General features: G+C 62.2%; 11 protein-coding genes. 5 read left to right on the top strand and 6 right to left on the bottom strand.

Features of this window, described 5'->3' with window-relative positions:
• Positions 1-36: 36 nt before the first annotated feature.
• From yidC to rpmH, 4 genes are read right to left on the bottom strand one after another with little or no spacing between them, the layout of a single operon-like run.
• Positions 37-1,776, bottom strand: coding sequence for a membrane protein insertase YidC (yidC, locus tag WDO72_10540; GenBank protein MEJ0086112.1), 1,740 nt, complete (start codon positions 1,774-1,776; stop codon positions 37-39).
• Positions 1,766-2,005, bottom strand: coding sequence for a membrane protein insertion efficiency factor YidD (yidD, locus tag WDO72_10535; GenBank protein MEJ0086111.1), 240 nt, complete (start codon positions 2,003-2,005; stop codon positions 1,766-1,768). The genes yidC and yidD overlap by 11 nt, the downstream gene beginning before the upstream one ends.
• Entirely contained in the window at positions 1,990-2,358 is a 369-nt protein-coding gene (gene rnpA / locus WDO72_10530; protein ID MEJ0086110.1) for a ribonuclease P protein component, read from the bottom strand. Before rnpA ends, yidD begins: the two co-directional genes overlap by 16 nt.
• A 27-nt stretch (positions 2,359-2,385) precedes the next feature.
• On the bottom strand, positions 2,386-2,520 hold the full coding sequence (gene rpmH / locus WDO72_10525) for a 50S ribosomal protein L34 (GenBank protein MEJ0086109.1): 135 nt from the start codon (positions 2,518-2,520) through the stop codon (positions 2,386-2,388).
• A gap of 194 nt (positions 2,521-2,714) precedes the next feature.
• Between rpmH and dnaA the strand changes: the two genes are divergently transcribed.
• The 5 genes from dnaA to WDO72_10500 all read left to right on the top strand — a co-directional run bounded on the left by dnaA (position 2,715) and on the right by WDO72_10500 (position 11,163).
• Positions 2,715-4,061, top strand: coding sequence for a chromosomal replication initiator protein DnaA (dnaA, locus tag WDO72_10520; protein ID MEJ0086108.1), 1,347 nt, complete (start codon positions 2,715-2,717; stop codon positions 4,059-4,061).
• Positions 4,062-4,267: 206 nt separating this feature from the next.
• Complete coding sequence (gene dnaN, locus WDO72_10515) at positions 4,268-5,365, top strand: DNA polymerase III subunit beta (protein MEJ0086107.1); 1,098 nt, start codon at positions 4,268-4,270, stop codon at positions 5,363-5,365.
• Positions 5,366-5,389: 24 nt separating this feature from the next.
• Positions 5,390-6,448: a DNA replication/repair protein RecF gene (gene recF / locus WDO72_10510; GenBank protein MEJ0086106.1), complete on the top strand. Its 1,059-nt coding sequence runs from the start codon at positions 5,390-5,392 to the stop codon at positions 6,446-6,448.
• A 26-nt stretch (positions 6,449-6,474) separates the two neighbouring features.
• Positions 6,475-8,889 (top strand): DNA topoisomerase (ATP-hydrolyzing) subunit B, encoded by a 2,415-nt coding sequence (gene gyrB, locus WDO72_10505; GenBank protein MEJ0086105.1) that lies wholly within the window; start codon positions 6,475-6,477, stop codon positions 8,887-8,889.
• Between the two features lie 360 nt (positions 8,890-9,249).
• A complete protein-coding gene (locus WDO72_10500) occupies positions 9,250-11,163 on the top strand; it encodes a M13 family metallopeptidase (protein ID MEJ0086104.1) in 1,914 nt (637 codons plus the stop codon).
• Between the two features lie 59 nt (positions 11,164-11,222).
• On the opposite strand, the gene WDO72_10495 is transcribed toward WDO72_10500, so the two are convergent.
• The gene (locus WDO72_10495; protein MEJ0086103.1) at positions 11,223-12,218 is read right to left on the bottom strand and encodes a glycoside hydrolase family 11 protein; all 996 of its coding nucleotides are present in this window, start codon (positions 12,216-12,218) and stop codon (positions 11,223-11,225) included.
• Between the two features lie 343 nt (positions 12,219-12,561).
• Positions 12,562-13,530 (bottom strand): nucleoside hydrolase, encoded by a 969-nt coding sequence (locus WDO72_10490; protein MEJ0086102.1) that lies wholly within the window; start codon positions 13,528-13,530, stop codon positions 12,562-12,564.
• Between the last annotated feature and the right edge of the window lie 3 nt (positions 13,531-13,533).

Here is a 13,533-nt window from a genome sequence, read left to right as displayed (position 1 = left end):
AGTCTACGCCGGTTGCCCGGCGCTGCAGCGCGGCAGCTACTTCCTGCGGGCCTTGTCCTCGGCCGCGATCGTGCGGTTGATGTTCCACTGCTGCAGGATCGACAGGCCCGTGTTCGTCACCCAGTACAGCACCAGGCCGGCGGGGAACAACGCGAACATCACCGAGAACACCAGCGGCATGAACTGGAACACTTTCGCCTGCACCGGATCCGGCGGCGGCGGGTTCAGCTTGTACTGCATCCACATCGCAAGACCGTTGAGTGCGGGCAGGATGAAGAACGGATCGCGCGCGGACAGATCGTTGATCCAGCCGAAGAACGGCGCCTGGCGCATCTCGACGCTTTCGAGCAGCACCCAGTAGAACGCCAGGAACACCGGCATCTGGATCAGCATGGGCAGGCAGCCCGAGAGCGGGTTCACCTTCTCGGTCTTGTACAGCTCCATCGTCGCCTGGCCGAGCTTGGTGCGGTCGTCCTTGTACGTGTCCTGCAGCGCCTTCATGCGCGGCGCCAGCGCCCGCATGCGTGCCATCGAGCGGCCCGAGTACTGCGCCAGTGGATAGAACATGAGCTTGAGCAGCAGCGTCGCGAGGATGATCGACACGCCCCAGTTCTTGACCAGGCCGTGCAGGAAATCCAGCAGCGCGAACAGCGGCTTCGAGAGGAAGGTCAATACGCCGTAGTCGGCCACGCGCGTCAATTCGGGATGCAGCGTGTCGAGCTGCCGCTGCAGCTTGGGACCGACGAACAGGTTTTCCTTTATGAGAAGCTGCGCCTTCGGTGCGACGGTCTCGGTCGGGCCGAGGGCGCCGAGCACGTACAGGCGATCGCGCACGAGCAGCGAATAGCGGTAGGTCTTCGAGCGGTCGGGCACGATCGCGCTGACGAAGTGGTGCTGCATGCCGGCGAGCCAGCCGTCTTTCACGTCGACGGGCACCTGGTCCTCGGCCTTGTCGACCTTGAGACGGCGGTAGCGGTTCTCGCGATTCGGCTCGTTCTTGTCGACGGCCCACATCGCGGGCCCGCGGAAGGCGAAGCTCTCGACCTTGAACATCGAACGTTCGACCGCCGGATCGGTGCGCATGATGCGCGCGTAGGAGTGCGCGACCCACGGGACATCGGACTCGTTGTCGATCGAGTACTCGAGATTCACCACGAACATGCTGCGATGAAAGACGAAGGTCTTGGTGACGGTGACGCCGTTGCCATCGGTCCAGGTCAACGGCACCCGGATCTCGTCCTGGCCAGGCGCCAGCGAGTACTGCGTGGCAGGGCTGGTAAATGTCTCGAGATGGGTCGGGCGACGCTCCTCGGCCTTGTCGCCGCTCAGGCCCGACTGCAGGACGTAGTTAGTCGCGGCCGAATCGCGGTTGAACAACACCACCGGCGCGGGCTGACCTTTGACCATCGGATAGCCGGTCAACTCGGCGCGAACCAGCGTGCCGCCCTTCAGGTCGATGTCGAGGACGAGCACGTCGGTCGTGACGCGCACGATGCCGCCGCTTTCGAGCACGGCGGCCGGCGCGGCCGAAGGGGCCTGGGCCGTCTGGGGGACAGCATCCGCGGCTCCGGGAGCCGCCGATGGTACCGCTAATGGAACAGTGTCCTCGATAGTCGCCGGCTTTGTCTCGATAACGGTGCCATCGGGCAGGGTCGTGCTGGTCGTGGCAGCGGGCGGCGCCGGCTTCGGCGCGTAGTCGATCTGCCACTGGCTGAAGTTGACGTAGACGGCCAGGGCGAGCGCAAGCCAGAGGAAAACGCGGATGTTATTGGTCATGCGAATGTTTCAGGCAGCGGTTCGGAACCGGATCGAAACCGCCTTCATGGAAAGGGTGACAGCGGGAAATGCGTTTGATCGTGAGCCAGATACCGCGCAGGGCACCGTGCGTTTCGATCGCCTCCATCGCGTACTGCGAGCAGGAGGGATAGAAACGGCAGCGCGGCCCGAACAGCGGGCTGATGGCGAGCTGGTACCCGCGGATCAGGAATTTCAGGACGAAGCGCATGTACGAACGACGCGTTGCCAAAGGGTCGCGAGGCTAGCACGCAGCGTTGTCGCCGGTGCTTCAGCCGAGGGGAATTTTGCCGCGACCACGATATCGACCGCAGGCAGTTCATGCTGGATCAGACGAAAGGTCTCGCGGACCAGGCGCCGCAGGCGATTGCGCTTCACCGCGTTGCCGGCCGTCTTCACGGCGACGGCAAGGCCGATGCGGGGAAATCCAAGACCATTGGGCCGCACGCGCAGCCCGAAGAAGCGATCGTCGATACGCTTGCCCGACGCATAGAGGGCATCGAACTGCAGCTTGCTGCGCAGGCGCAGTTCGGCGCCGAGGCGTAGACGATCAGTGGGCGGCATAGCTGCCCGCGCCGCGACGCTGACGCGTCAGGGAACGATTTTCTTGCGGCCCTTGGAACGGCGGCGCGCGAGAACCTTTTTCCCGCCAGTCGTCTTCATGCGGGCGCGGAACCCGGTGGCGCGTTTGCGCTTGATCTTGCTCGGCTGATAAGTGCGTTTCATGATGATCGGCCCGAAGCCGCTGATCTCTCGGAAAAAAGGGCGGGAAGGTTACGCAGCGGGTGCCGCCAGTGTCAACAATCCTCGCGAGAAAGACCCTCCAGAAAGCCGGTTGGAACGGCTAGACTCGCTCCCCCTTTTTTCCCGTAACCCCCAACCGGACAATCCACCCCGTGACAGCAGCGACCAGCGAAAGCCTGCGGGTGGAGAGCGGATTGTGGGCGCGCTGCGTGCGTGCGCTCGAGGACGAGTTGCCGGGCGAGCATTTCAACATGTGGGTCCGGCCGCTGCAGGCGGTGGAGAGCAGCGGGGCGCTCAAGTTGCTCGCCCCCAATCGTTTCGCGGTGGACTGGGTCAACACCCACTTATTGTCGCGTCTCGGTGAGATCGTCCGTCGCTTCGTCGAGGGAGATGCTCCCATCGTGACGGTGGAAGTTGGTTCGCGTGGTCCCGAGGTCGTGCAGATTCGCGAGCCGGAGCCGAACGGCATCCCGCGCCCGAAGCGCAGCGAAGGCATCGTCGTCGGTGTCCGGCTCAATCCCGATTTCACGTTCAACGGATTCGTCGAGGGCAAGAGCAATCAGCTCGCGAAGGCCGCGGCGATCCAGGTCGCCGAAAATCCGGGCCGCGCTTACAACCCGTTGTTCATCTACGGCGGTGTCGGTCTCGGCAAGACGCATCTCATGCAGGCCGTGGGTCACGCCATCAAGGCACGCGATCCCGATGCGCGCATCGCGTACATCCATTCCGAGCGTTTCGTCAGCGACATGGTCATCGCGCTCCAGCACAACAAGATGAACGAGTTCAAGACTGCGTATCGCTCGCTCGATGCGCTCTTGATCGACGACATCCAGTTCTTCGCCAACAAGGATCGCTCGCAGGAAGAATTTTTCCACACGTTCAATGCGCTGCTCGAAGGGCAGCAGCAGGTGATCGTCACGGCGGATCGTTATCCGAAAGAAGTGTCGGGTCTCGAAGAACGCTTGAAATCCCGCTTCGGCTGGGGTTTGACCGTGGCCATCGAACCGCCCGAGCTCGAGACCTGCGTGGCGATTCTCATCGGCAAGGCGCAGGCGGCGAACGTGCAGCTGCCGGAAGAGGTTGCGTTCTTCGTCGCGAAACGGATCCGCTCCAACGTGCGTGAGCTCGAGGGTGCGCTGAAACGCGTGATCGCGAATTCGCGATTCACCGGTCGGCCGATCACGCTCGAATTCACCAAGGACGCGTTGAAAGACCTGCTGACATTGCAGGCGAAATTGATCACTATCGAAAATATTCAGAAGACGGTGGCGGACTACTACAAAGTGCGCGTGGCAGATCTGCTTTCGAAACGCCGTAGCCGTTCCATCGCGCGGCCGCGCCAGGTCGCGATGGCGCTCGCGAAGGAATTGACCACGCACAGCCTTCCGGAAATCGGCGATGCGTTTGGCGGTCGCGACCACACCACCGTGTTGCATGCCTGCGGGCGGATCCGTGAGTTGCGCGTAGCGGAGCAACGCGTCGGTGAGGACTATCAAAACCTGTTGAGAACCCTGACCGGATGACTGTGGAAGGCCTGTGGATAATTTTGTGGATAAAAGAGTCCACAGGTCACACACAGGGGATGATCAGGGTGTGAGTAACTTCGTCCAGCGAGTGAAGGGAAGATAAGGGACTGATTCAAAGGCGCGATTTGGGGTTATCCCAACAGTCCACAGGCTCTACTACTGCTACTACTGACTTTAAAATCTTAAGAACAGAAGGCAATCGCATGAAGCTCTCCGCGACCCGCGAGCAAATCCTCGCTCCCCTGCAAAGCGTCATTGGCGTCGTTGAACGTCGGCAGACGATGCCGGTTCTCTCCAATGTGTTGCTGGCGGCGCGTAACAACCGGATCAGCATTACGGGTACCGATCTGGAGGTGGAGCTGGTCGCATCGGCTGACGCCAAGGTCGATCAACCGGGAGACGTGACCGTTCCGGGCCGTAAATTGCTGGACATCTTCCGCGCGCTGCCGGAAAAGACGGCTGTAACGGTGGCGACTGACGGCGATCGTGTCTCGATCAAGGGCGGAAAATCGCGGTTCACGCTTTCTTCGTTGCCCGCCGCCGAGTTTCCCGTGGTCGAAGAAATCAACGCGCAGCAGACGCTGACTCTGTCCCAGGGAGATTTCAGACGTTTGATCGACAAGACACACTTTTCGATGGCACAGCAGGACGTTCGCTACTACTTGAACGGTCTGCTGCTCGAAACGGAGGGTAAAACCCTGCGTGCGGTCGCGACCGATGGTCATCGATTGGCACTCAGCGAGGCCGAACTCGAGTCGAAAGCCAAAACCAACCAGCAGGTAATCCTGCCGCGCAAAGGTGTGCTCGAGCTGCAGCGCATCCTGGGCGGAGACGGAACGGTTGATCTGGCCATTGGCACAAGCCACGTTCGCGTGCAGATTGGCGACATTCGATTCACTTCTAAGCTCATTGACGGCCGGTTCCCCGAATACGGCCGCGTGATTCCCGCGAATCCCACCAAGCAGGTCGAGGCTGACCGTGAGGGCCTGCGCCAGGCATTGCAGCGCACCGCCATTCTCTCAAACGAGAAGTACCGCGGAGTTCGCATCAATTTGAAGACAGATCTCGTCACGATCCAGGCACATAACCCCGAACAGGAAGAGGCCGAAGACCAGGTCGAGGTCACTTACACGGGCGACGAGGTCGAGATCGGCTTCAACGTCACGTACCTGCTGGATGCGTTGGCCGCGGTGGACTCCGAGAAGGTTGTTCTTGGCCTCACCGACGGGAACAGCAGCTGTCTGGTGCGCGCGGCTGGCATCACGAGTTCGAAGTACGTCGTGATGCCGATGCGGCTCTAAGCCGCAGCTCGGCGGCCGCAGTCGATGTCGCTCGCCGAACTGCGGATCGAGAATCTGCGCAGCGTTGAATCCGCGGTGCTCGAATTTTCGCCGCAGCTCAACCTCATCTCAGGTGCGAACGGCGCAGGCAAGACATCCATCTTGGAGGCGATTTTTTTGCTGGGCCGCGGGCGGTCGTTTCGAACCCGCAGCAGCGAGAGGCTCATTCGCCACGGCTCGACGGCTTTGACCGTATTCGGCCGCACGGACGATGTGCCATCCAAGCAGGCGGGAGTAGAAATCGCGGCAGACGGCGGCACGCGGGCCAGGATCAATGGCCAGAACGCTCAATCGCTGCTCGAACTCTCCGGCGTACTGCCCGTTCAGGCGATCGACCCGGAAATCCACAAGCTCGTTGATCAGGGACCCGAGCGCCGTCGGCGCTGGCTGGATTGGCTTGTGTTCCACGTGGAACCAAGCTTCGGCCTCCATTGGGCACGCTACAACCGCGCCCTGAAGCAACGGAATGCCGCGCTGAGATCCGGAGCAGGCGATACGAAAGCCTGGGATGGCGAGCTGATCCGGAACGGCGAGGCGATCACGGCCTCCCGCCAACAGGCGCTCAATCGACTTGCTCCACGGCTTGCGAAGACTTTCGATCGATTCGGTGGCCTCGATGTCAGCGCGGGATTCTTCTCCGGCTGGGCGGCCGGTACCGCGCTCGAGGAGTCGCTTAAATCGCATCTGGAAAGGGACCGGGCACGTGGAATGACATCGTCCGGCCCGCATCGCGCGGATGTCACGCTCAGGCGGAGCAATCGCATTGCCCGGGAGACGCTCTCGCGCGGGCAGCAGAAGCTCACGGCCGTCGCCATGATCGTTTCGCAACTGCAGCTGCTCCAGGACGAGCTCGGCATGAATGCGGTGCTGCTTCTGGACGATCCCGCCGCCGAGCTGGATGAGAAAAATCTGCAGCGTTTGTTCGATGAATTGGCATCGCTCCGATGCCAGATGATTGCCACGTCGCTGACCCCGGAAACCGCGCTTTTTCAAGCACCTAAAGCGACGTTTCACGTGGAACAAGGGCGCGTGAAACGGGTATAATTCCGGCCCGTTTTTCCGAGTCAGTCATGGCCAACGACGACGTCTACGACTCCAGCAAAATCAAGGTCTTAAAGGGTCTCGACGCCGTTCGAAAAAGACCCGGCATGTACATCGGCGACACCGATGACGGCACCGGCCTCCATCACATGGTTTTCGAGGTCGTGGACAACGCGATCGACGAGGCATTGGCCGGCTATTGCGACCGCGTTGTCGTCACGATCCACGCCGATGAGTCCGTAACCGTTTCGGATAACGGCCGCGGAATTCCGACCGACATTCACCCCGACGAGGGACGCTCGGCCGCCGAGGTCGTCATGACCGTCCTGCATGCAGGCGGCAAATTCGACGACAGCTCGTACAAGGTTTCCGGCGGTCTTCACGGCGTCGGTGTGTCCGTGGTGAACGCGCTCTCCGATCATCTCTGGCTGACGATCAACAGCGACGGCAAGGTCCACAAGATGGAATTTCGCGGCGGCAATCCCGTCGCGCCACTGGCCGTCACCGGTGAGACCACGGAACGTGGAACTACGGTGCGTTTCAAGCCAAGTCCAGCAACTTTCACGAACATCACGTTCGTTTACGACATTTTAGCCAAACGTTTGCGGGAGTTGTCGTTTCTCAACTCCGGCGTGCGCATCGAACTCATCGATGAGCGCGAGGCCAAGTCCGATGTGTTCCAGCACGAAGGCGGCCTGCAGGAGTTCGTCAAACATCTGAACCGTTCGCGCTCGGGCATTCATCCCTCGGTGTTCTGGTTCAAGACCCAGGAAGGCCCGATCGGCGTCGAAGTCGCGATGCAGTGGAACGATTCGTACACCGAGTCGATGTTCTGCTACACGAACAACATTCCGCAGAAGGACGGCGGCACCCATCTCTCCGGTTTCCGCGCCGCGCTCACGCGCACGCTGAACGACTACATCGAAAAAGAGATGGCGGCGAAGAAGGAGAAGGTGCCGACCACGGGCGATGATTCGCGCGAAGGTCTGACGGCCATCCTGTCCGTCAAACTACCCGATCCGAAGTTTTCCTCGCAGACCAAAGAAAAGCTGGTCTCGTCGGAAGTGAAGGGCGTGGTGGAATCCGCCGTCGCCGAGAAGCTTTCGGAATTCCTGCTCGAGCATCCGGCCGAAGCGAAGGCCATCGTCGGCAAGATCATCGACGCCGCGCGCGCACGCGAAGCGGCCCGAAAGGCGCGCGAGATGACGCGTCGCAAAGGCGCGCTCGATATCGCGGGCCTGCCCGGCAAACTCGCCGACTGCCAGGAGAAAGATCCGGCGCTGTGCGAAATCTTCATCGTCGAGGGTGACTCGGCCGGTGGCTCCGCCAAGCAGGGCCGCGACCGCCGCACGCAGGCGATCCTTCCGCTGAAGGGCAAGATCCTCAACGTCGAGAAGGCACGCTTCGACAAGATGCTGCAGTCCGTCGAAGTCGGCACGCTGATCACCGCGCTCGGCTGCGGCATCGGTCGCGACGAGTTCGACATCAACAAGCTGCGTTATCACCGCATCATCATCATGACGGACGCGGACGTCGACGGTTCGCACATCCGCACGCTGCTGCTCACGTTCTTCTACCGCCAGATCCCGATGCTGATCGAGCGCGGCCACATCTACATCGCGCAGCCTCCGCTGTACAAGGTGAAGCGCGGCAAGCAAGAGGTCTACGTCAAGGACGACCTCGAGCTCAACACCATGCTGCTGGCCTCGGCGCTCGACGACGCGGCGCTGCACGTCAACGGCAGCGCGCCACCGCTGTCAGGTCCCGGTCTGGAAGGCCTGGCGCGCCAGTACATGGAAGTGCAGGCCATCATCAAGCGCTGGGCGCGCCGCTACGACGAGCGTCTGCTCGACCAGCTCATCTACATGCCCGAGGTCACCGCGGCGGAATTCGACCGCGTCGACTGGATGCGCGACTGGACCGCGGATCTCGCGCGCCACTTGAGTGGCCTGGCCGACAGCCCGCGCAACTATCGCGTGGAACTGCGCCAAGTCGACGGCCATCCGGCCCGCGTGATGGTCAGCAAGACCGAACACGGCTCGATCACCGAAAAAGCGCTGCCGAAGGAATTCTTCGAGTCGGCCGAGTACCGCCGCATCGTCGAGCTCGGCAAGACGCTGGCAGGGATGATCGGCGAGGGTGCGTATATCGCGCGCGATGGCGCGCGCGAAGAGATCGGCTCGTTTAAGCAGGCCATGCTCTGGCTGCTCGACCAGGCGCGCAAGGGTCAGTCCATCCAGCGCTACAAGGGCCTGGGTGAGATGAACCCGGAGCAGCTCTGGGACACCACCATCAACCCCGAAACGCGCCGGCTCATGCAGGTGCGCATCGAGGATATCCTGGCGTCGGACGAAATCTTCACCACGCTGATGGGTGACCAGGTGGAGCCGCGCCGCGAGTTCATCGAGAAAAACGCGCTGGCAGTTTCTAACCTGGATGTCTAACTACCGCGCTGTCTGACGGGCGCGCGGCGATGCGCCTCGCCCTTCTCGATGCGTAGAAGGGCCGGTCGCGGCAGGGCCTGCCCATCGCCAGCGGCCGGACATACCGGCGGGACTTCGACGCCTGACTCCGCTCGCCGCACTTTCGGGACGCTCCGGCGAGTTCGGTTGCGACGCAACGCAATGCCAGGAGTACGCTTCGGAAATCTGAACTCCTCGGTACATCCCATGCGTTTCTCCACCCTGCCTTGCGTCCTGGCGGTTCTTGTCCTGTCATCCTGTGGCAAGCAAGTCGAACCGCCTGCACCCCCACCTGTTCCTGCCAAGCCAGCCTTCGGATCCTTCGGCGTGGATCTCGCCCAAATGGATACCAGCGTCCGCCCCGGCGACGACTTCTACGGCTACGTGAACGGCAAATGGCTGGCGACCGCGACGATCCCCGCCGACCGGCCCTTCAACGGGATGATCGTCGCCCTGTTCGACAAGACCGAGGCCAACCTCCACGGCATCGTCGATGAGCTCGCCGCCAGCAAACCCGCTGCCGGAAGCGTCGACCAGAAAGTCGCCGATCTGTACGCCAGCTGGATGGACGACGCCGGCATCGAGGCGCGTGGCATCGAGCCGCTCAAGCCGTATCTCGCGCAGATCGATGCCGCCAAGGACAAGACGGATCTCATGAAGCTGGTCGGCTCGATCGACTTCCAGGCGCCCTTCAATGTCTTCGTCGAAGCAGATACCGCGGATCCGACGCGGTACACGGTGTGGGTATCGCAGTCCGGCCTCGGCATGCCGAACCGCGACTACTACATCAACAAGGGCCCCAAGTTCGACGCCTACCGCGCGGCCTATCTCGCTTACGTCACGAAGCTCTTCGAGCTCATCGGCGCTCCGGATCCGGCCGCCTCCGCGAAAAAGGTCATCAAGCTCGAGAACAAGATCGCGCAGGTTGCCTGGCCCGAGGACCTGCGCCGCAACGTCAGCAAGACGAACAACCCGATGGATCTGGCGGCGCTCGAGAAATATGTGCCGACCGTCGATTGGGATGTGGTGCTCGCGGGTGTGGGTCTCGGCGAAGCAAAAAACTTCATCGTCAATGAAACCACTGCGATACGCGACGGCGCCAAGCTGCTAGGCACGGAGCCCATTGCCGACTGGAAGGCGTACATGACTTTCCATTTCGTGGATTCGTACGCAACCGACCTGCCGAAGGCCTTCGATACGGCGCAATTCGACTTCCGCAACAAGGCGCTGCGTGGCATCGAACAACAGCGCGATCGCTGGAAGCGCGGCCTACGCCTGCTCGACGAATCCATCGGGGAAGGACTGGGCCAGATTTACGTGCGGAAATATTTTCCGCCGGAAACCAAGGCGAAGATGGACGACATGGTCGTGAACCTGCGCGCCGCACTCAAGCAGCGCCTGGCCGAGTCCGCCTGGATGGACGACGCCACGCGCGCGGAAGCGCAGAAGAAGCTCGACGCCTTCGAGCCGCGCGTCGGGTACCCGGACACCTGGCGCGACTACTCACAGCTCGTCATCGAACGCGGTAAACATTTCGAAAATTCCCGCAACGCGCGGCTCTTCGATTGGGAGCGACGTGCGAAACGCCTGAAGGAGCCGGTCGACCGAGTCGAGTGGGACATGTCGCCGCAGACGATCGATGCCTACTACAACCCGCTCAAGAACCAGATGACCTTCCCGGCCGGCATCCTGCAGCCGCCCTTGTTCGATCCGAACGCGGACCCGGCGGTGAACTACGGCGCGATCGGCGCCGTCATCGGTCACGAGATCGGCCATGGCTTCGACGACCAGGGTCGAGAGTTCGACGGGTCGGGCAAGGTTCGCAACTGGTGGACGCCGGAAACCAACGCGAAATTTCTCGCGGCGACCAAAAAGCTGGCCGCGCTCTACCACACGTACTGTCCGCTCGAGGGGGCATGCATCAACGGTGAGCTGACGATGGGCGAAAACATCGGCGACCTGGGCGGGCTGCAGATGGCCTACAGCGCCTACCAGCTTTCGCTCAAGGGCCAACCCGCGCCGGTCATCGACGGATTCACGGGCGACCAGCGCTTCTTCCTGGCCTTCGCGCAGCTGTGGCGCTCGAAGATGCGTGACGACGCCTTGCGGCAGATGCTGCTGACGGACTCACACTCGCCGCATCCCGCGCGCGGCACGTTTCCGGAACGCAATATGGATGCCTGGTATGAAGCGTTCGGCGTGAAGCCGGGCGACAAGATGTATCTGAAGCCGGAGGATCGCGTCCGTATCTGGTAACGCGCTCGAGTCAGGCGCGCGGCGGAGACTCTCCGCCGCGCGCCGTTCAGAGCATCAGGTCACGGCGTGTTGCCGTACCCGATCTGCCCGTTGCAATGCATCCACTCGCTGTTCGATCCGCCGCCGCAACGGCCGTTGGCGTATAGCCCGGTGTTGTAACTCTGGGCTTCCGATTGCCGCGTCGCACCGTTCACCTGGATGTAGTCGACCTGCACGTCACGATTGCCGCTGTCGTTGGTGTAGGCCACCGTGATGCCACCGCTCAACGACGTCGTCGCCGTGTAATTCTGCATGCTGGTGCCCAGCGTCCAGGTCTGGACGTTCTGGTTGTTGACCTTGAGCGTGATGGATTCCCCACCGGCGACGCCGCGCGCACGTACGACGATGGTCTTGCTGCCACCGCCGCCGCCACCACCGCCTGGGGGCGCACTCGTCCCCTCGCTCACCGTGATGTCAGAGCTGCCACTGCTCTGGTAGCCCTCGGTGGCCAGGATCTGGTAGTTGTGCGTTCCCAGGTTCATTCCATACGCGGCCCACGCGTCGAAGTGATTTCCAGAGGTGATGGTTCCGCCCACGCGCTTCTGCTGACGCACGCTCCAGTACTGATAGAACGTCGCGTTGCCGATGATGGAAGGTTGATTGACTCGCTGGGTCCGGTAGACGTCGTAGGTGCCGCCATCACTGGTCACCGTGCCCATGAACCCCGAGCCCGGCGGGCGCCATGATCCCCAGCTGTCCACGATGTAGTACTCGACCAGCGGATTCGTCGTCCACCCATAGAGGGTGAGATACGAATTGCCGTTCGGGCTGAAGGTGCCCGAGTAACTCACCGCGCGTCGGCTGCCCGTCTGCCAGCCCTTCCCGCCCACCCAGTTGTTGATGTTGCTCCACTGCGATGTGTACCGGCCTCCCGCCTGCAGACAGAACGTGACGTTGCCGCTGTCCTTCCAGAACGAATAGTAGAAGCCGTTGTTGGTGCCGGTCTGGTTCGCCGTGAGGCACTGCTGGGCGTTGGCCGGCGAAGCACCAAGACCTGCGATCAGGACGACAGCCATGGCGAGCTTCGTGCGCGTCACGGCGATTCTCTTCAGAACGAGACTCATAGAATTTCCCCCTCTATGTGGCGCGCGCTGGCGAGATCCGGCGCGCGAAGCGATCGACTAGTTAGTTAACGCGTGTTCCAGAAAACGAACTCGGTGTCCGTTTGCTGCGCTGCTCCTCGAGTTGTTACCGCTACCTGGCGGCCAAATAGTTATGCGCGGCGCGAATTTGAGAGTCAAGTAAGGGAAAGCGCCGGGCCGGGTAGTTCGGTGTAGGAATGGGCCGCGCCGCGAAGCGACACGTCCTTTCCCGTGGTTCCCCCGAGTCTGTTCACCGGCGAAGCGGCGCGCAGCCGGCTCAGCGATTCAGCAGCGCGATGCTCTCCGCCATGAAAGAGCCTGCGTCTATCTTCAGCGCCACTTCGGCATTGGGTTTGCCGCCCGGAATCGGTCTGGTTGCGCCATCGGCGCTGACTTCGATGTGTAATGGCGTGAGTTCATAGGGCTTGCGCGGCTGCACGAGCTGCACCGCCAACACATCGAAATATGTCGGATTCTCGCCGTTCCAGTGATTGGTGTGGCGCCAGATGGAGTTGAGCGCGGCCAACGCATCGTTGACCGCAGTACCGCGCGTAAAAACCTGCACGCGCATCTCGGGCGTCATCTTCAGGTCCGCCGTGGAATCGAGCGGTGCCACCAGCAGCGGCACACCCGAAGCAAATACCGCGCGCGCGGCGGCGGCATTCGACTTGATGTTCCACTCCGGCTCCGGCTTCGAACCGGCCGCGTAGCCACGGTAGATGGAACCTCCCATCAGCGAGATCGCACGGATCTTCTTTCCGATGCCCGGCTCCGCCTCGAGCAGCGCGGCGATATTCGTGAGCTCGCCGACCGCGATGATGGTGATTTCCCCGGGGCGCCGGTTGATCTCATGGCGCATGAATTCCACTCCGCCGGAGACATGCAGGCTGGGTGACTCGAAACCCCGCGCCCATTCGACCTGCTTCATGTACTGGAGCGGCGTGGAAATGCCGGCGTACACCGGCAGGCTCGCCCACTTGCCGCCGGCGACGTACAGGAACTTCGCGGCGAGCCGCGCCCGCGCCACGGCATCGCTCGAAACCGTCGTGACACCGAGCACCTGCAGCTCCGGGCGCTGCAGCAGCAGCGCCAGCGCGTAGACATCGTCAATGTCGGTACCGATGTCCGTATCGAAGATCACGGGCACGGGCGTGAACTTCTCGGCAGCTGCCTTCGGCTGCTGCGCAAAGACCGGCGCCGCGCTGACGCACATTGCGAGCACAAATCCGACAACTGCTGCGCGCATGGC

The organism is Pseudomonadota bacterium (assembly GCA_037200975.1).
In the GTDB taxonomy this organism is placed as follows: domain Bacteria; phylum Pseudomonadota; class Gammaproteobacteria; order Steroidobacterales; family Steroidobacteraceae; genus CADEED01.
This window is presented reverse-complemented; position numbering and strand designations above follow the sequence as displayed.